At 68.9% G+C, this 19,228-nt stretch carries 10 protein-coding genes; 3 read left to right on the forward strand and 7 right to left on the reverse strand.

The window, feature by feature from the left end; translation table 11 throughout:
• Positions 1–19: 19 nt before the first annotated feature.
• The gene (locus ACZ0AJ_RS21155; protein ID WP_258837116.1) at positions 20–1,156 is read right to left on the reverse strand and encodes a branched-chain amino acid ABC transporter substrate-binding protein; all 1,137 of its coding nucleotides are present in this window, start codon (positions 1,154–1,156) and stop codon (positions 20–22) included.
• Between the two features lie 84 nt (positions 1,157–1,240).
• Positions 1,241–1,726 carry an Lrp/AsnC family transcriptional regulator gene (locus ACZ0AJ_RS21160; protein ID WP_499456388.1) on the reverse strand — a complete coding sequence of 162 codons (486 nt, stop codon included), beginning with the start codon at positions 1,724–1,726 and terminating at the stop codon, positions 1,241–1,243.
• Positions 1,727–1,875: 149 nt separating this feature from the next.
• Here ACZ0AJ_RS21160 and ACZ0AJ_RS21165 point away from each other — a divergent pair, with 149 nt between their 5' ends.
• The 3 genes from ACZ0AJ_RS21165 (at position 1,876) to ACZ0AJ_RS21175 (ending at position 13,212) form a co-directional block, all read left to right on the forward strand.
• Entirely contained in the window at positions 1,876–3,420 is a 1,545-nt protein-coding gene (locus ACZ0AJ_RS21165; RefSeq protein WP_499456389.1) for an aminotransferase class V-fold PLP-dependent enzyme, read from the forward strand.
• 183 nt (positions 3,421–3,603) lie between these two features.
• A complete protein-coding gene (locus ACZ0AJ_RS21170; protein WP_499456390.1) occupies positions 3,604–11,871 on the forward strand; it encodes a GH36-type glycosyl hydrolase domain-containing protein in 8,268 nt (2,755 codons plus the stop codon).
• Between the two features lie 186 nt (positions 11,872–12,057).
• A complete protein-coding gene (locus tag ACZ0AJ_RS21175; protein WP_499456391.1) occupies positions 12,058–13,212 on the forward strand; it encodes a sensor histidine kinase in 1,155 nt (384 codons plus the stop codon).
• An 18-nt stretch (positions 13,213–13,230) separates the two neighbouring features.
• On the opposite strand, the gene ACZ0AJ_RS21180 is transcribed toward ACZ0AJ_RS21175, so the two are convergent.
• The 5 genes from ACZ0AJ_RS21180 to ACZ0AJ_RS21200 form a co-directional block, all read right to left on the reverse strand.
• Positions 13,231–14,127: a PfkB family carbohydrate kinase gene (locus ACZ0AJ_RS21180; RefSeq protein WP_499456392.1), complete on the reverse strand. Its 897-nt coding sequence runs from the start codon at positions 14,125–14,127 to the stop codon at positions 13,231–13,233.
• Entirely contained in the window at positions 14,124–15,113 is a 990-nt protein-coding gene (locus ACZ0AJ_RS21185) for a LacI family DNA-binding transcriptional regulator (RefSeq protein ID WP_499456393.1), read from the reverse strand. Before ACZ0AJ_RS21185 ends, ACZ0AJ_RS21180 begins: the two co-directional genes overlap by 4 nt.
• A gap of 12 nt (positions 15,114–15,125) precedes the next feature.
• Complete coding sequence (locus tag ACZ0AJ_RS21190) at positions 15,126–17,456, reverse strand: GH92 family glycosyl hydrolase (protein WP_499456394.1); 2,331 nt, start codon at positions 17,454–17,456, stop codon at positions 15,126–15,128.
• Positions 17,457–17,658: 202 nt separating this feature from the next.
• Positions 17,659–18,063, reverse strand: a complete 405-nt coding sequence (locus ACZ0AJ_RS21195; RefSeq protein WP_499456395.1) for a RidA family protein — start codon at positions 18,061–18,063, stop codon at positions 17,659–17,661.
• Between the two features lie 93 nt (positions 18,064–18,156).
• The gene (locus ACZ0AJ_RS21200) at positions 18,157–19,047 is read right to left on the reverse strand and encodes a LysR family transcriptional regulator (RefSeq protein ID WP_499456396.1); all 891 of its coding nucleotides are present in this window, start codon (positions 19,045–19,047) and stop codon (positions 18,157–18,159) included.
• Between the last annotated feature and the right edge of the window lie 181 nt (positions 19,048–19,228).

Consider the following 19,228-nt stretch of genomic DNA (forward strand, 5'->3'; position numbering starts at 1 on the left):
TCGAGGTCCTGGTAAAGAATCAGTAACTAGCCAGCGGCGTGAGGGCGCCGTTCTTGAATGTATAAACCGTGACGGCCGTTTTCTTCAGATTGCCCTTGGGGTCATAGCCATAGGTGCCAACCACGCCCTGGTAGCTGATCGTGTGCATCGCCACGCCGACCGCCTTGGCATCGACCGTCTTGGCCGACTGGATTGCCTGCGCGATGAACTTGGTCTGGTCGTAGAACGATGGCGCATACACGTCCGGCTCGCGGCCAAAGCGCTTCTTGTAGCCGGCCAGGAAGGCTGCGCCGCCTGGCTGCTTGGCGACGATCGCGCCGGCCTGCGCGCAGCGCACGTTCTCGCCGACCGCGGCGCCGCCGAGTCTTGCCATCTCGGGGCTGCACAGCGTGTCGCCACCCAGCAGCGGCACGTTCAGGCCGAGCTGCTTCATCTGGCGCACCATCGGCGCGGCCTGCGGGGCGTAGCCGCCGTAGAAGATGGCGTCGACTTTCTTGGCGCGCAGCGCGGTGAGAATCGCGGCGAAGTCGCTGGCCTTGTCGTTGGTGAACTCGTGGCCCGCGACCTTGATGCCGGCCTGCTGCGCCTGGCGCTTGAACTCCATCGCGATGCCCTGGCCGAACGCCGTGCGATCGTCGATCACGCCGATGTTCTTGATCTTGAGTTCCTTGGCCGCGTAGCCGGCGACCGAGGCGCCCACCTGCGTATCGCTTGCGACGATGCGAAACACGGTGGGGTAGCCGCTGGCGGTGATCTTGGGATTGGTGCCGACCGTCGACATCAGGATGCCGCTGTCGTTGTAGACGCGCGAGGCGGGAATCGCCACACCCGAGTTGTACGGGCCGAGCACGAACTTGACGCCGGCGTCGGCGAATTTCTGGGCCACGGTCACGCCCTGTTTCGGGTCGCCCGCGTCGTCTTCGGATTGCAGCACGAAGCGCAGCACGTTGGCGCCGACCTGGATCTTCTGTGCGTTGAGCTCTTCGATGGCCATGCGCACGCCGTTTTCATTGTCCTTGCCGGCAAACGCATTGGCGCCCGACAGCGGACCGCTGACGCCGATCTTGACGACCTGCTCGGCAGCGTGCGCGTGCACGCCGATGGTGGCAATCAGTGCGGCCAGCGCCAGCGGCGCCATGGTGATTTTCGATGGCATTGACTCAGTCTCCCGTTGATGTGGACGGGCGCCATCATCGCACGATTCGGGCGCGCGGCGAAAGCGCAGAGCGCCTGTAAAGACTCAGGCTGGCGTGCTGTGCGAGATCAGTTCGAGGGGCAGGGCGGTGGTGGACTTGATCTGTTCCATCGAGAAGGCCGACGACACGCCGGTCAGGCGCGCGGTCTTGATCAGCTTTTTGTAGAAGCGGTCGTAGCCGGCGATATCGGTGGTGACGACCTTGAGCAGGTAATCGACGTCACCGCTCATGCGATGAAATTCCAGCACCTCGGGCAGCGCGATCACGGCGGCGGCAAAGCGCGCCAGCCATTTTTCATCGTGTTCGGGGGTCTTGACGCTGACGAATACGGTGACCGGCAAGCCGACCTTTTCGCGATTGACGATGGAAACGCGGCTTTCGATGAAGCCTTCTTCTTCCAGGCGCTTGACGCGTTTCCAGCAAGGGGTGCTGGACAAACCCACCTTTTCGCTCAGGCCCGAAATGGACAACGTGGCATCCGCCTGCAGGGCAGCGAGGATCGCGCAATCAAACTTGTCGAGTGAATTCATATTCCGCATTGCTGGTTATAAGAATAATTATCCTACTGTTTGATTGAAAACCAGAAAGTTTAGGACGTATTGACCGTCTTTAGCTCGTACCATATTACTGGACAATAACATGTTGTGCGACACCTTTTTTATATTTTTGGCACCTATTCATGCAGACCGAAATTTACCTCGACACCAATGCCACGTCCCCGGTATTGCCCGCCGCCGCTGCCGCCGCCATGGCCGCCATGCAGGACGGCTTCGGCAATCCGAGCAGCAGCCATGCAACGGGCCTGCGCGCCCGGGCGCTGCGCGAGAACGTGCGCGCCAGTGCGGGCCGGGTGGTCGGCGCCGGGGACGGCCGGTTGATGTTCAACAGCGGCGCCACCGAAGGCATCCAGACGGCGGTGCTCTCGGCCCTGTGTGCGGTGCGCGAGCGGCGTGCGCGTGGTGAAGCCTGCGGCGACATCGTCCTGATCGGTGCGACCGAACACAAGGCGATACCCGAAAGCCTGGCGCACTGGAACCGGCTGCTGGGCACGGACCTCGAGCTGCGCATGCTGCCGGTCGATGGCGATGGCCGCCACCGCCTCGACGTGCTGCGCGCGCTGGCGCCGCGCGCGGCGCTGGTATGCACGATGGCGGCGAACAATGAAACGGGCGTCGTGTCCGACCTGCGCGGCATCGAGGCGGTGCTGCGCGATGCCGGGAGCGCTGCACTGTGGCTGGTCGATTGCGTGCAGGCGCTGGGCAAGCTTCCGCTCGACCTGGCCGCGAGCCGCATCGATTACGCGCCGTTTTCGGGGCACAAGCTGTATGCGCCAAAAGGCATCGGCATGCTGTACGTGCGCCGCGGTGCGCCCTACACGCCGCTGATGTGCGGCGGCGGGCAGGAAGACGGCCAGCGTTCCGGCACCGAAAACATGGCCGGCATCGCGGCGCTGGGCGCCGTGTTCTCCGCGCTGGAGCGGGGCGACACGTTCCGTGACGGCGCCGCACTGCTGGCGTGCCGCGCGCGCCTGGTGACGGCGCTGGAAGCAGCCTTGCCAGGCATCGTGTTCAACGCGCCCCTGGCGCAGTCGCTGCCCACGACCATCAATTTTTCGGTGCCGGATGTGGCCAGCGCCACGCTGCTCGACCTGTTCGATGCCGCCGGCATGCGCGTCAGCGCCGGCTCGGCGTGTTCGGCGGGGAAGGCCGGGTCGAGCTATGTGCTCGATGCGATGGGCGTGCCGGCCTGGCGCAGCGCGGCGGCGGTGCGCCTGTCGTTTGGCGCGCTGCTTGACGACGCGTCGCTCGACCTGGCGTGCAAGCGTATCGCGCACTGCGGCGCCGCGCTGGCCGCACCAATTCCAGTGACTGGCGCCGAGCCGGCGATGGATGGCGCCATCGACAGCGCAATGCTGGTGCCCGCCGATGCTGCCCGTGACTGGCTCGCTGCGCATCCGGACGCGATCGTGATCGACGTGCGCGACCTGCGCGAACACAGCGTTGCGGGTGCAGGTGTGGGCACGGTCAGCCTGCATGGCCGTGCGGTACGCAACGTGCCGCTGGCGTGCATTGCCGACCAGGCGCCCCAGTGGCTGGGCGCGACGGCGCCGCTGCTGTTCGTCTGCCGCAGCGGCGCCCGCAGTGCCCGCGCGGCGCAGGCCTTGCGCACATTGGGCCATCCGGGTGCCTGGTCACTGGTGGGCGGATTCGCGCTCGTTATCTGATCTCGGGTAGCATGGCCCCGATGCCAGCGCATCGGTGGGGTGTGTTCGTCAGCGCACAGTAACGACGCGGGTCTTTGCCTAGCATGAGATCAGCCGTGCGCGCCCAGCGTTTCCTGCCCTGATCCGTCCCGGACGCCACTATGCTCCAGCGGTCTGCTGCGCACGCTCAGTCCCGAGGCCCCGTTGAACGTCAAGAACCACAACCTGCCCGCCGGGCAGCGCACGCCGCATGATGCGGCGCGCGCGACCGGCGACGATGCGCCATGGCGCGCAGCACCTCTCGGCGCGCTCCAGCGCGCGGAACACGCACGCCAGTTGGCGGCGCGCCACGTACTGCAACCCACCACCGCCGGCAAGGGCGGCGCCCAGGCCCTGCGCGCCCTCCTGGGCACGGATGCCGATGCCATCGCTGCCTCGTGCGACGCGCTCGACGAGGCCTCCCGCGCCGGCTTCGCGCTGCCGCCTGCCGGTGCGCGACTGCTCGACCAGCACCATCTGCTTGACGCCCAGGTACGCCTGGTGCGCGCCGGCTTGCGGCCGGTCGCCGCGACCCTGCCGACACTGGCCCCGGATGGCGCCGTGCGTGCCTGGCGCCTGGTGCTCGACGTGGTCGCGCATGGCGATGGCCGCATCGACGCCGGGGAACTGGCGTTGTTCGTGGCCGCTTACCAGGAAGGCCCGGAAAGCGCAGCGCTGCGCATCGCCGAACTGGATGCGCTGCCGGCGCTCCTGCGCCTGGCCCTGATCGACAACCTGCGGCGCCTGGCCGCGCGCGCGGCGCGTGCCTGCGCCGCGCATGAACAGGCCGCCGGGTGGGCCGTGCGCCTGCTGGACACGGCCGAGACGCGGCCCGGTGACCTGATCCTGCTGGTGGCCGACATGATGCGCAGCGTCGAGGCCAGCGACAGTTTCATCGCCGAACTGGCGCGGCGCCTGCACGGCCGCGGCGGCGCCGTGAGCCAGGTACTGGACTGGCTCGACGCGCGCCTGGCCGATGGCGACAGCAGCATCGCGCAGCACACGCAGCGCGAACACAGCGAACAGGCCGAGGATGCCATCTCGGCTGGCAACACGCTGGCCAGCCTGCGCCTGCTGGGCGGGATCGACTGGCGCGCCTTCGCCGAGACGCACGGCGCCGTCGACGCGCTGCTGCGCACCGACCCGGATGGCAGTTACGCCGCCATGGACGGCGCCACCCGCGACAGCTACCGGCATGCCATTGCACGCCGCGCCCGGGCTGCCAAAGTCGATGAAGTCGAGGTCGCGCGCGACGCGCTGACGCAGGCCGGCACGCACCGCGCGCCGGGCGAAGGTGGCCTGGACGTGCGCACCCGCCACGTCGGCCACTACCTGCCAGCGCTGGCGCACAAGGCGCCGGTTGCCACGCGCATTGGCGCAACCGCGGTCCTGACACTGCTGCTGACAATCGCCATCCTCGTGCACGCACGCCAGGGCGATGCCGGCGCCTGGTTGCTGGCGCTGATTGGCTTGCTGGCGCTGCCCGGGGCGAGCGCGCTGGCGCTGTCCCTGGTGCGCATGATGGAACGCTGGCGCATCCCGCCTGTCACTACGCCGCGCATGGATTTCAGTGCCGGCATTCCCGACACCTGCCGGACCGTCGTCGCCGTCTGCGCGCAAGCGGGCGACGCTGCCGCGATCGAACGGCTGCGCGAAGAGCTCGAGGTGCGCTATCTCGGCAACCGCGACCCGAACCTGCGCTTTTGCCTGCTGCTCGACCTGCCCGATGCCGCCAGCGAAACGCTGCCGACGGACGACGCATCGCTGGCGCAGGCACGCACTGCCATCGAGGCGTTGAACACCCGGTACGCCCCTGACGGTGACGGGCCATTCATGCTCCTGGCGCGGCCACGCACCTGGAGCGTCGACCAGCAAGCCTGGATCGGCCAGGAACGCCAGCGCGGCCAGATCGCCGACCTGAATGCCTGGCTGTGCGGCGCGCGCGAACGCTTCCTGCTCACCGCCGGCAATACCGGCGCGGGCGCCGCGATGCGCTACGTGATTGCACTGGACGCCAACGCCGGCCTGCCGCGCGACGCGGCGCGCAGCCTGGTGGCCGCGATGGCGCACCCGCTGCACCAGCCGGTGCAGGACGACAGCGGCCGTGTGCTCGAAGGACATGGCATGCTGTTGCCAGCGCGTGGTCCCGCGCCACCGGGCCATCGCGCGCCGCGCTTTGCCCGCATGGGCGGGGCCGCGCTGGATGCGCGCTACGGTTGGGTCGCGATCCACGATGTCGATGCCTGGCGTCGCGCCTGCGGCGACGTTGTGCGCGATGACGGGCGCGCCTGGCCCGGCGCCGTCGAGCGCGATCGCCTGCGCGCCGGCCGCGTGGCAGACTTGCGCGTGGATGCACTGCGCCCGCATAACTACGGTGAGTACATGCTGCGCCGGCACCGCGCCGTGCGCGCGGCCTGGCAATCGGTGCAGCGCCTTGGTCGCGGTCCCGATTACCTCGAGTACGCGCCCGCGCGCTGGATGCTGTTCGACCAGTTGCGCGCGAGTCTCGTCGCGCCGGCGTCCCTCGCCTTGCTGATCCTGTGCTGGAGCCTGCTGGCCGCGCCCGTGTTCTGGACCGCGGCGGTGCTGGCGGTCGTCTTCGTACCGGCGCTGGTTGGCATGCTGGTGGCGCTGGGAGACCGGCCGCTCGACGCACCATGGCGCCAGCACCTGGACGGCTGGGTGCGCGGCGCGCGCCTGACGCTCACGCGCAGCGCCTTGTGGGCAGCCTTCCTGCCGCATGCAGCGCTGGTCGATGCCCATGCCCTCGTGCGGGGTCTGTGGCGCCGGCACGTGACGCAGCGCGGCTTGCTCGACACGCAGACGGCGGCGGTCCCGGGCCGCTCGCTGGAAATCAGCGGCCGCGCCATGTGGTTCCCGCCGTTGCTGGCGATGGGCACTGCCATGCTGGTGAGCTTTGCCAACCCGTACGCCTTGTTCGCCACGGCGCCGATGCTGCTGGTATGGTTCCTGTCGCCGGTGCTGGCCTGGTGGACGGGGCACGTAACCCGCCGCAGCGCGCGCCTCGCCCCGGCGCAGGACCATTTCTTGCGCGCGCTGGCGCGCCGCACCTGGGGCTTCTTCGAACGCCACGGCGCCGATGGCCATGGGCTGGCGCCGCACGCCGTGCTCGAACATCCCGAGCCCGCGGTCGATGCACGGGTCTCGCCCGACGGGATCGGCCTTGGCCTGCTGGCCACGCTGAGTGCGCGCGACTTCGGCTTCCTGCCACTGGGGGGACTGCTGGAACGCAGCGAGCGCGCATTCGCCTCGCTGGCGCTGCTCGAACGGTGGAACGGCCATCTGCTGCAGTGGTACGACGGCGCCACGCTGGCCCCGCTCGAGCCACATCATGTCGATACCGCCGCCAGCGGCAGCCTGGTGCTGGCGCTGCGCACCTTTGCCGTCGGCATGGACGAATTGCTGGATCAGCCGATCGCCGGCGCTGCGCCGGACGGCATCCGCGCCACGCTGCTGGTCGTGCGCGAGCACGCGCACGGCGCGCCGGCGTCATTCCTGAACGCGCTGGACGAGATGGATGGCGCGCTGACGCCCGAACGCTGCCGCGCCCTCGATACGCTGCCGGGCCTTGCCGATTGCCTGCGCCTGGCGCTGGCCAATGCCGAACGCTTGACCGCCAGTCTGCCCGAGGATGCGGCGGCAGAGCCGGCGCTGCTCGCCTGGGTCGAGCGTCTGCATGCCGGCTGCACCGCGCAGCTGGAAGACCTGTACGCGCTGGCGCCGTGGATGCGCGCCGTGCAGGAATACGTCCTGGGCGCCAGCCTGACCCGGATCCCGACGCTGCGCGAACTGGCGCAGCTCGACGCGCCGGCAACGGGTGGCGCCGGCCTGGCTGCCCTGGTAGGTGCGGGCCGCGCTTGCGCACAGGCGCGCATCGAACGGCTGGCCGCGCTGGCTACCGCAGCGCGCGACGCCGCCCGCATGGACTTCGGCGCGCTGGTCGACCCCGCCACCGGCCAGCTGGCCGCCGGCTACCACGTGCGCGACAAGCGCCTGGACGGCGACAGTTGCGACTTGCTGGCGTCCGAATCGCGCATGGCCAGTTTTGCCGCCGTGGCCCAGGATCAGCTGCCGCAGCAGCACTGGTGGTCGCTCGGGCGCCCGCAGCGCATGGCTGGCGGGAGCACGCTGCTGCTGTCGCGCCGTGGCGCCATGGCCGATCTGCTGGCGCCGCAACTCTGGATGCCGGTCTGGCGCGACACGCTGCTCGACGCCGCCGCCCGCGCGCTGGTGCGCGCCCAGGCTGCACATGCCAAAAGCAGGGACGTGCTGTGGGGCTTTTCGCCATCCCGTTGCAATGCCGTGGACGCCGCTGCGCGCTACCGCTCCGGCCAGTTCGGCTTGCCCGCCGCCGCGCTGCAGCGCCAGCGTGACGACGACCTGGTCGCCGCGCCGTACGCCGCCGCGCTGGCGCTGGGCATGACGCCGGGCCTGGCCAGCACCAATCTGCGCGCTTTTGCGGCGCAAGGCATGCTGGGCGAACTCGGATTGTATGAAGCACTCGACTATGCGCCCGCCCGTTTGCCGCAGGGCGAGCGTCAGGTCGTCGTTCGGGCCTACGCTGCGCGGCATCAGGCGATGCTGCTGCTCGCGTTGGCCCGCCATCTGCTGGGCGAACCGATGCAGCACCGCTTCTGCCGCGATCCCGAATTCCGGGCCGCGCTGCCCTTGCTGCAAGAACCGGTGCCGGTCTCCGGCGCAGCCGCCGAACGCCGCTACACGGGCGCGGCAACGGCCAGCCAGAGCGTGACGGCGCGCCCGTATGCGCGCGTCATCGGAAGCGAACCCCCGGTGCTTCCCGAAGTTCAGCTGCTGTCCAATGGCCGCTATCACCTGGTCGTGGCCAGCGATGGCACTGGCGCCAGCCGCTGGGATGATAAACAGATCACCCGCACCGGCATCGGCGAGACCGGTTTGACATGCCATGTGCGCGACGTCGCATCCGGCCAGGTCTGGCCGGGCCTGTTGCCAGAGAGCGAGCGCGAAACGGTGTTCTCCGAGGGCCGGGCCAGCGTGCGCTGTCTGGACAACGGGCTGGCCATGCACACCGATATCGTGGTGGCGCCGGACGACGACGTCGAGCTGCGCCGCATCCGCATCGTCAATCAGGGCCTGCAGCCGCTGACGCTCGAGCTGACCAGCAGCGTGGCGCTGGCCGGGCCGGCGCTCGAGCCGGGCGGCCGCAGTCACATCATGATCGAATTCGACGCCCCGCACGACAGCCTGCTGTGCGTCACGGCGGCCGATGCGCCCGTCGTCATGCACCGCATGGCAGTGCGCGACATCGCGCCCGCCGTGACGGTGGAAACGGACCGCGCGCGCTTCATCGGCCGCGGCCACGATCTGCGCGCGCCGCAGGCTATCGGCGCCGGCGGCGCGCTGCCCGGCCTCGTCGCCGAACCGGATGACGCGTTGCTGGCCTTGCGCCGCACCGTCACGCTGGCGCCGCAACAAGAGATCACGGTCGACCTGGTGCTGGGCGTTGCCGCCAGCCGGGCGATGGCGCGTGAACTGGCGGCCCGCTACAGCGCCGGCCATGCGGTCGACCGCGCGATCGACGCGGCCTGGACCCAGGCCCAGGCCTTCCTGCGCCGCATGGACGTGAGCGAAGCCGATGCGCAGCTGTGCAACCGCCTGGCCGGTTGCCTGCTGCAGCCGGTACCGGCCCTGCGCGCCGACCCGGCCGTCATCGCGCGCAATGTGCGCGGCCGCGCCGACCTGCTCGCATACGGCATCGATGGCGTGCAGCCAGTACTGCTGCTGCAGCTGGCGGACGGTCCGGATACCGGCCTGGCACGCCAGGTGCTGCAGGCGCATACCTACTGGCGCAACCGCGGCGTCGCGGTCGACCTGCTGGTGCTGTGCGACAGCCGCGCCGTGCGCGAGGGCGTAATGACGCTGGCGATGGCCCTGGTCGATCCCGACACCTTCGATGCGCCGGGCGGCGTGCATCTGTTCCTGCGCGAAGACGTCGCACAGGAAGACCGCATCCTGCTGCGCTCGAGCGCAAGCGTGCTGCTGCTGTCGGGCCGGGGCGACCTGGCCGATCAGCTGCGCCGCGCCGCACGGCCCGGCGCTGCCTTGCCGTCGCCGCTGGTGGCTGGCGCGACCACGCCGTGGATGACGGAAGCACTGCCCACCGTGCAGCCCGAACGCCTGTTCGACAACGGCATCGGCGGCTTCACGCCCGATGGCCGCGAGTACGAGGTGCGCAGCAGCGCCGCAGTGCCGGTGCCGCAGGCGCCCTGGGCCAACCTGCTGGCCAACCCCGGCTTTGGATCGGTGGTCTCGGAACGGGGCCATGCCGTCACCTGGAGCGGGACGCGCGCTGCACGCCTGAGCGCCGGCAGCGACGATGTCGCACCGCAGGATGGCGAAGCGTTCTACCTGCGCGACGAGGACAGCGGCGCCTTCTGGTCGCCCACGCCGTGGCCGGCGCCATCGCCGGAACCCTACCTGACCCGGCACGGCGTCGGCTACACCGTGTTCGAACACGGCGCGCACGGCATCCATTCGGCGCTGCGCTGCTTCGTGGCGCCGGATGTGCCCATCAAATACAGCGTGCTCCGGCTGCGCAATGACAGCGATGCGCCGCGGCGCCTGAGCGTGACCGGATTCGTGGCATGGCAGCTCGACAGCGTCGACGCCACGCCCGGCCTGCAGGTCGTCACCGGCATTGACCTGGCCAGCGGCGCGCTGTTCGCGCGCAATGCGTTCAGTGACGACTTCCGCGACCAGGTGGGGTTCTTCCATGTCGACGCCGAAGACGTCGCCGCAACCTGCGACCGCGACGAATTCATCGGCCGCCAGGGCAGCATCGCGCAGCCGGCGGCGCTGGGCCGCAGCAGCCTGTCCGGCGCCAGCGGCGCGGGGCGCACGCCGTGCGCGGCCCTGCAAACGGCGATCACGCTGGCGCCGGGCGAAGAGCGCGAACTGGTGTTCGTGCTGGGCGTGGCCGGTCCCGGCACGCTCGATGCCAGCCGCGAGGTGCAACTGCACGGTGGCGCGCGCGCCGCCGCTGCCGCGTGGGAGCGCCTGCACAACTGGTGGTCTGACACGCTCGGTGCGGTGCAACTGCACTCGCCCGACGCATCGCTCGACCTGCGCGTCAACACCTGGCTGCCGTATCAGGCGATCAGCGCGGCGTGGGGCGAGCGTTCTCCCGCCATCCGCCTGCAGTCGCTGCTCGCCAGCGTGCATGCCCGGCCCGAGCTGCTGCGCGACGCGTTGCTGCAGGCGGCGCGCGATTTCGCCTCGGCGCAGTCCAACCTGCCGGCTCCTGCGGTCGACGATTTCCTGTGGCTGCCCCATGTGCTGACGCGCTACCTGGCCGTCACGGGCGATTACGCACTGCTGGCCGTGCTGCCATTTGGCGCCGATCCCGGCGACGCCACGCGGCTGGCTGCCGGGGACGACCTGTACCAGCACTGCGTGCATGGCCTGCGCGGCTGCCTGCGCTTCGGCCAGCGCGGCCTGCCGCTGGCGGCGGCGCGCCTGCACGACGATGACGCCACGGGCCGTGTCGAAAGCGTGCGCACGGGCTTTTTCATGACCACCGTACTGCAGCGCTTCGCCGACGTGGCGGACCGGCGCGGCGACTTCGGGTTTGCCACCACCTGCCGCGGCGCCGCGCTGGCGCTCAGGGCGCAGTGCGAAGAGCATGGCTGGGACGGCGACTGGTACCGCTGGACGTGGCTGGACAGCCGTAATGCACTCGGTTCGATCGCCAACGCCGCTTGCCGCGTCGAGTTGTCGACCCAGGGCTGGGCGGTGCAGGCCGACGCCGAACACGGTGCGGCTGCGCTGCGCGCCGCAGCGCTGCGCCTGGTCGACGAGGCGCACGGCGTCACGCTGCTGTGCGATCCGGCGGTCGACGGGCACTGGAGCGAGCGCGTCGTGGCCAGCCCCGGCCAGGACCACGGCGCCGTCGCGCTGGCGGCGACGGGCTTCGCGCGGCTGGGCGACGCCGGCCGCGCGTGGCAGCTGGCCGGCATGCTCGATCCACTGGCGCCAACCCTGGCGCCGGACCGCACGGCCGACCACAGTGCGCCGCCATACTTTATCGCGGGCGGCGTGCGCACGGTGGCGCCGCACATCGGCCGCGCCATCGGCGGCTTGCATACCGCCTCGGCTGGGGCCACCTGGCTGCTGGCGATCGAAGCGCTGCTGGGTGTGGAGCGCAACGGCGCGCGCCTGCACCTGACACCGCACCTGGCGCCGGGCTGGGAAGGTTTCAGCCTGCGCTACCGCTATTACAGCGCGTTCTACGAGATCACGGTGCATGCGGGCGACGGCATGGAAGGCTTGCTGCTCGATGGCCAGCCATGTCCTGACTGGACGTTCGAGCTGCAGGATGACCGGCGCGATCACCGGGTGGAGCTGTGGATCGCGGGGACGCCGGCCGGCGCCTAGGGCCAGCGCGCGGGGCGTGGCGGGCCAGCCACAGCCGGTGCTGAAAATCGCCGGGTGCGGTGGCCGGCCGCGCGGTGCCAATCGGCTTGCGCTATATAATTCGGGAACGGCCCCTGATCGCCGCCGATCTCCCCATATTCGTGACCGATCGCGCATGTTGCGCACGGACCTGACACTGACGACCGCATGACACTAGCCACTGACCAGAATGTTGACCGCCACGGTATTTCTCCTACCGGACTGCAATTCCTTTCGATCCGCGACGCCGTCATGGACCGCTGGGAACGGGAAGTGCGCGCGCGCGTCGACGGCGCCCAGAATCTGCTGCGGCCTGTGCTGACCAACACGCTGCCGGCGTTTTTCGACAATATCGCTGAAGCCCTGAGCCCGGACCATCCGCGCACGCAGGCTGCGAGCGGCAACAATTCGGCCAGCGTGCACGGGACTGAGCGCGCCCGCATGACGCCGTTCGGCCCCGACCAGGTGGTCCACGAATACCAGATCCTGCGTGAGTCGATTGGGGTCGTGGCCAAGGGCAGGGTGGTCCTTGACGACGACCACTGGCGCATCATCGACGCGTCGATCAACGCCGCCATGCGCGAGGCGGTGCGCTCGTTCACACAGATTCACGAAGATCTGCGGCACAAGATGGCGGCCGCGCTGTCGCACGACATGCGCACGCCGCTGTCGGTGGTCGCGCATGGCGCGCAGCTCATGTCGATGACGGCCGACTGGGCGCAGGTGAAAAACGTCGCCGCCCGGATCGGCACCAATGCCGACCGACTCAACGAAATGATGGCCGAACTGCTCGACGCGCTGACGTTCCAGGGCGCGGCGAAGATCCCGTTGCACCTGACGCACTTCGATATCCTGGGCCTGACGCGCGAACTGGGCGAGCAATACGGGCACGGTCAGCACGGCACGCAGGTTGTCGTCGACGTGGCCGGCGAGCCGGTCACGGGCCACTGGTGCCGCGCCTCGCTCTGGCGCGCACTGGAAAACCTCGTCAACAACGCGATCAAGTATGGCGACGGCGGTACCGTCAGCATCAGGGCGCACCAGACGCGCGGGCGCATGATGCTGAGCGTTCACAACGAAGGCAACGCGATTCCTGAAGAGCAGCACAACCGGATCTTCGAGTACCTGCGCCGCGAAACAGGGCCGTTCTCGGCCACCGGCTGGGGCATCGGTCTGCCGTTCGTCAAGGCCGTGGGCGAAAGCCACGGCGGCAGCGTGTCGGTCGACAGCTCGCCCGAGCTGGGCACGACGTTCCTGATCGACATCCCCGTCGACTGCCGTCCTTTCGTGGGCGACAGCGCCCAGTGCGCCGCCTCGGCGTGATCCCGCCGCAGGTCGCGTTCAGCAGATGACTGTGACCCTGCCTAGCAGCGCCCGGACGGCGCCGAGGTCGGGCGCGTGCGCTCCCGCCCTCCGGCCTGCGGCGCTGCCCGCCGCCACCGCAAACGCCAGGTGTGCAGCCATGCCTGCATCGGGCCACTGCTGCAGCGAATAAATCAGCCCGGCCATCCCCGCATCGTCCGCGCCCAGCGTGTCGACCACGTCGACCATGTCGACGACGGGCGCCTGCGCATGCCACGTCTGCGCGCCGTGATACAGCGACGCGCCGCCGGCGCCGCGCGTGAGCAGCACCAGCGCTGCCGGATTGCGCGCGCGCAGGCGCCCCAGCGAGCCAAGCGTGTCGTGGCTGCGAAACAGTGCGCGCAGGTCGTCGTCGGACACCTTGATGACGTCGGCCAGTTCGGTCATGCGGCGCAGCGTCGCGTCGTAGGCTGGTCCCATCAGGTTGCGCCAGTGCGGGTCATAACTGATGCGCAGCCCATGCGCTTTCGCCTGTTCGGCCAAGGCGATCAGTGCGAGGTCGAGCGGTCCACGCGCCAGGCTGGTGCCGCCGAAGTGCAGCCACTGCACCTCGTGCGGCCAGCCGGGTGGCATCATCGTCACATCGAAATGCAGGTTCGCTGCCACGTCGTCGCTGACGATGTCATGCGGCGGCGTGGCAGCGCGCTGCAGGTAGCGCAGGTCCAGGCCCGCCGCTTCGCTGGCGCGCCACAGCGCATCGCCGGCCATGCAACGGCTGATGGCGCCAGCGAAACCGCTGGCGACACCCAACGCAGCCAGTGCCCGCGCCACGTTCCAGGTCGAGCCGCCGGCGTGGCTGCGCCATGTGTCGCCGTCCTGGTGCAGCAGGTCGGCCAGCGCCTCGCCCGCGCAGAGGATGGCAGCGGGCCCGCTCATCGCGCCTCTCCGCTGCTGCTCTCACGGACCATCAGCTGCACCGTAAGTGTCTGTTCGAGGCCGGACGTGGCGGTCTTGTCCAGCAACAGGTCCACGCCCATCCGGCCCAGCAGATCCTTGTCGATTTTGATGCTCGAGAGTGGCGGCACCGCGGCCGCGGCGGCGCTGATGTCGTCGAAGCCGACGATCGCGATGTCGTGCGGGACCTGCAGGCCGCGCGCCAGGCAGTGGCGCATGGCCGCCAGTGCGGCGCTGTCGTTGTAGCAGAACAGCGCATCGGGCCGCGGTTCGCGCGCCAGCAGGGTGTCGACCGCCCCGTGCAGATTGTCCTGCGTGTCGCCGATGCTGGGCAGCTGGATTTCGAGGTCGGGATCGGCCAGCATGCGCGCCTCGAACAGGGCCTTGCGAAAGCCCCGATAGCGCTCAAGGATGCTGTGGTGCGACAGCGGGCCGGTGAGCATCGCGATGCGGCGCCGCCCCAGCGCGAGCAGGTGGCGCGTGGCCAGGTAGCCGCCCAGCGCATGGTCGGAATTGACCGAGCGGTAGCCGGGCAGGCGCATGTCGAGCAGTACCAGCGGCTTGCCGGTGTCGCGCAGCGCGGCCACCAGTTCCGGCTCAAAAAAGCCGGCGCACAGCAGCGCGTCCGGTTGGTGCAGGCGCACCAGATCCAGCATTGGCTCGGCCGGGCCAACCACGACGAACGACAGCGCGATGCCGTGCTTGCGGCAGGCATCCTCGGCCCCGTGCAGCACCGGCAGGTAAAACGGGCTGGCCGCTTGCGTGTTGTGCTGGCGGTGCAGCAAAAAGGCGACGCGGAGGATCTCGCGCTGGCGCAGATTGCCGACGTCGTACCCCAGCTCGCGCGCCGTGGCGCAGATGCGCGTGCGCGTTTCGTCGGCCAGGCCTTCCTGGTTTTTCAGCGCGCGCGAGACTGTACCGATCGAGTAGCCGGTGGCGCGGGCGATGTCGCGGATCGTCACGGCCATGTCCAGGGCCGGTCAGTACGCGGTCTGCGTGTACGGGCGGGCTTCTTTCGCCGTGCCCCAGTCCTTGTTCGGCGTGGCCTGCATCGTGAAGACGAGTTCACCGCCGGCCATGATGTCCTGGTGACGCAGGAAGGTGCGCGCGAGCGGCTTGCCGTTCAGGGTCACGCGCCCGACATAGCCATTGGTGGCCGACAGATTCTCGGCGCGCACGGTGAAGCGCTTCCCGTTCGGCAGGTTCAGCGTCGCCTTGTCGAGGAACGGGCGCCCGATCACGTACTCGTTGCTTCCCGGGGCGACCGGATAGAAGCCCAGCGCCGTGAACGCGAACCAGGCCGACATCTGGCCCAGGTCGTCGTTGCCCGACAGGCCATCGGGCTTGTCGCTGTACTGCGTGGCCATGATATTGGCCAGGCGTTCCTGCGTGCGCCACGGCGCGCCGGCGTAGTTGTACAGGTAGGCGACGTGGTGCGACGGCTCGTTGCCGTGGGCGTAGTGGCCGATCAGGCCCGAGATGTCTTCCATGTGTGCGTACAGGTTCTCGTCGACCTTGGCGTCGAACACCTGGTCCATCTTGGCCACGAGCTGCGCGTCGCCGCCCAGGAAGCCGATCAGGCCCGCGTTATCGTGCGGCATGTACCAGGAATACTGCCACGCGCTGCCCTCGGTGTAGTCGCTGCCGAAGTTCGACTGCGCCGGATCGAACGGGGTGCGGAATTCGCCGGTGGATTTGCGGGCGCGGATGAAGCCGGTGTCCTTGTCGAACACGTTGCGGTAGTTCTGGGCGCGCCGGTAGTAGCGCGCCGCAACATCCTTCTTGCCCATCTTCTCGGCCATGCGCGCGATGGTCCAGTCGTCGTACGCGTATTCGACGGTCTTGGAGGCCGCTTCCTTTTCCAGGTCGATCGGCACGTAGCCCAGCTTCATATAGTGTTCGAGCCCGCCGTACGGGCCGTATTCGGCACTGGCGGTCATCGCGGCCAGGGCCTTGTCGGCGTCGAAGCCGCGGATGCCCTTCATGTAGGCGTCGGCGATCACGGGCACCGCGTGGTAGCCGATCATGGTCCAGGTTTCCAGGCCGTGGAACTGCCACACCGGCAGAACGCCGTAGGGACTGTGCTGCTGCGAGGCGATCAGCGAGTTGACGAAGTCGGCGCTGCGCTGTTCGGGCGCGACGAGCGTGAGCAGCGGGTGCAGCGCGCGGTAGGTGTCCCACAGCGAGAACGTCGAGTGGAAGCGGAAGTCCCTGGCCTTGTGCACCGCGTTGTCCGGGCCGCGGTAGCTGCCGTCGAGGTCCATGAACAGCGAGGGCGCGAGCATCGTGTGGTACAGCGCCGTGTAGAACTGCGTGCGCATCGGCGCCGGCGCCTCGACCTTGACGGCGCCCAGCGCCTCGTCCCAGGCCTTGCCGGCGCGGCGGCGCTCGGCATCGAAATCCCAGCCCGGCATTTCGGCCAGGTTGGCAATCGCATTGTCTTCGCTGACGGGCGAGAGCGCGACCTTTACCAGCAGGGTGCCGTCGGCCGGCACGCCGAAACTGAAGTCGCCCATCAGCGCCTTGCCTTCGACCAGCGCGCGGTCGCCCGGCGTCTTGCCCGGCTGGGCAAAGCCCTTGTACTCGACGGCTTCTTCGCGATTGAGCAGCTGGCGCGTGTCGATCGGACGCGAGAACCGGATCGCGAAGTACAGCTGGCGGCCCGGCGCCCAGCCGCGCGTTTCGCGCATGCCAGTGACAGTGCTGGCGTCGCGCATGCGCAGGCGCGACCACAGGTTCTTGCCGTCGTAGTTGTAGATGCTGGTGCGCAGATCGAGCAGCACCTTGGCCGGCTCGCCGGCCTTGAACTTGTAGCGGTGCAGGCCAACACGTTCACTCGCGGTCAGCTCGACGTCGACGTCATGGTCTTTCAGGCGCACGGCGTAGTAGCCGGGTTCGGCCTGTTCCTGGTCGTGCGAGAAGCGCGAGCGGTAGCCCGAGAACGGCCGCTCGGGGTAGCCCGGCTCCAGTTTGGTTTCGCCGCTGTAGGGCATCAGGAGCACGTCGCCCAGGTCCGAGTGGCCGCTGCCCGAGAAGTGCGTGTGCGAGAAGCCGAGGATCGAGCCATCGCCGTGGTTGTAGCCAGCGGCCCACGGATAACTCTGGCGGAAGTGGCGGTGCTGGGTGTCGGGACTGAGCTGCACCATCCCGAACGGGCGGCTCGCGCCCGGGAAGGTATGGCCGTCGCCGCCGGTGCCGATGAAGACGTTCACCGCCGCGGCTGGGGAGCCCGGCTCGGCCGCCTGCAAGGGCGCCGCACTAAACAACAGGACGGCGAAGGAAAGGGATCGGGGCTTGAAACGAGCTGTCATTGGTGTCTCCACACGTGGCGGGAGCGCACAGCCCGCCGCCTGTTTTTCATACGCTGCGCCAGAGGCACATCCAGCGCGCAGGCGATGTCATCAACGCGCGCGCTCGAGCCTGTGTACAGGTTATAGGTGGAGTCAGGTTTCCCGGCAATCATTACCGGATTTTACTCGGCTGTTTAGCCGGTTTACTAAACAAACTGGCCGGTTAGCGCCGAACGATCTTCGCGATGGCCTCGATTTCGACCAGCGTATCGGGTGACGCGAGCGAAGCGACACCGATGCCGGTCAGGGCAGGGCGGGGCAAGCCCAGGTGCTGCACAAGGATCGGCGCGACGGTGTCGAGGTGCTCGCCGACTTCACCGCGCACGTAGACGCGCAGTTGCAGGATCTGTTCGACCGACGAACCGGCCGCGTCCAGCACCGTGATCAGGTTGCGCGCGGCGCCTTCAGTCTGCGCGGCCAGCGTGGTGTGCCTGACCTGGTAGTCCCGGTCCCAGTCGACCTGGCCTGAGACGAACACCAGGCCAGTGTCATGGTCGATCGTGGCATGCGACAGGCCGTGCGGCGCGCCGTCGTACAGGGCAGGTGGGTTGATGCGTTCGATGGTCATGGGGCGCTCCTGGGCAGGTGAGGGAATCGGCCAGCATAGACAGGCCCGCCCCGCGCGGCAATCGGGCGCCGCTTGTAGCCGATACAAGCGGGGCTAGCGTGCCGCCAGCCGCGCCCTGACCCGCTCCAGCATCCACATCATGAACGGATCGTTCTGCGCCGTCGGGTGGAACGCCGCGACCAAGCCATAACCGGGCGGATACTTGGGCAGCGCGATCTCGTGGATGCCGTCGCATGGCAGCAGGCGCGCCGGCATGAAGGCCACCATCGCCGAACCCTTCAGGTACTCAAGGGCCATGAAGAACGACGGCGCCGACGCCACCACGCGCCGCTGCAGACCCTGGCGCGCGAACCAGCCGTCGGCCGATCCCGTGAAACTGGCGCCGCCCGGATTGGTGACGATGAAGTCGTGCGTCACCAGGGCGGCCAGCGACATAGTCCCCGCGTCGGCCAGCGCGCGGTCGGCCGTCACGCAGCGGTACTGCTCGAGAAACAGCGGCATCGATACCAGGCCCGGGGCGGCGATGCCCTCGGCAGTGAAGATTACGTCGATCTCGCCCTGGTGCAGCTTGCGCGTCAGGGCGCTCACTTCGAGGTCGACCACCGCGATCTTCACCTTCGGCGCCGCATGGCGCAGGTCGCGCACCAGGTCGGCCACGATCACCTTCTGCGTGTAATCGGTGCCAGAGACCACCAACGTGCGCTCGACGTCTTGCGGCCGCACGGTCGATGGCAGCGGAATCGCATGCAGGCCGGCCAGCACCTGCGCGATATGCGGCGCGATCAGCCTGGCGTACGGCGTGGCTGCCATGCCCTGGCCGGTACGCACGAACAGCGGGTCGCCCAGGATGGTGCGGATTTTCTTCAGTTGCAGGCTGACGGCCTGCTGCGACACGTCCAGGTGCTCGGCCGCCGCCGAGATGGTGGGAAAGCGCGCGAGCGCGTCGAGCGTACGCAGGTGGGAGATATCGAGTTGGTCGATCATGCGGCAACATAACGAAAAGCGGGGGTCAGGTCTGACATTCGGACACGAGCTCGACAGTTGGGTAGTCGAAACTAACTGGCACCGGGCCATGCAATACTGAACAAGCTACCATTGTAAGTGGCCAAGGCTGAGGTCGTGTCTGAATGTCAGACCTGACCCCGGCTGTGTTGACTGTGACCCC

The sequence above is a fragment of the Telluria sp. AC161 genome (assembly GCF_979258535.1).

Bases quoted from the DNA above. Each gene is read 5' to 3' on its own strand.
- ACZ0AJ_RS21155 (WP_258837116.1), bottom strand. From the start codon at position 1,156: ATGCCATCGAAAATCACCATGGCGCCGCTGGCGCTGGCCGCACTGATT.
- ACZ0AJ_RS21195 (WP_499456395.1), bottom strand. From the start codon at position 18,063: ATGACCATCGAACGCATCAACCCACCTGCCCTGTACGACGGCGCGCCG.
- ACZ0AJ_RS21165 (WP_499456389.1), top strand. From the start codon at position 1,876: ATGCAGACCGAAATTTACCTCGACACCAATGCCACGTCCCCGGTATTG.
- ACZ0AJ_RS21175 (WP_499456391.1), top strand. From the start codon at position 12,058: ATGACACTAGCCACTGACCAGAATGTTGACCGCCACGGTATTTCTCCT.
- ACZ0AJ_RS21190 (WP_499456394.1), bottom strand. From the start codon at position 17,456: ATGACAGCTCGTTTCAAGCCCCGATCCCTTTCCTTCGCCGTCCTGTTG.
- ACZ0AJ_RS21200 (WP_499456396.1), bottom strand. From the start codon at position 19,047: ATGATCGACCAACTCGATATCTCCCACCTGCGTACGCTCGACGCGCTC.
- ACZ0AJ_RS21185 (WP_499456393.1), bottom strand. From the start codon at position 15,113: ATGGCCGTGACGATCCGCGACATCGCCCGCGCCACCGGCTACTCGATC.
- ACZ0AJ_RS21180 (WP_499456392.1), bottom strand. From the start codon at position 14,127: ATGAGCGGGCCCGCTGCCATCCTCTGCGCGGGCGAGGCGCTGGCCGAC.
- ACZ0AJ_RS21160 (WP_499456388.1), bottom strand. From the start codon at position 1,726: ATGAATTCACTCGACAAGTTTGATTGCGCGATCCTCGCTGCCCTGCAG.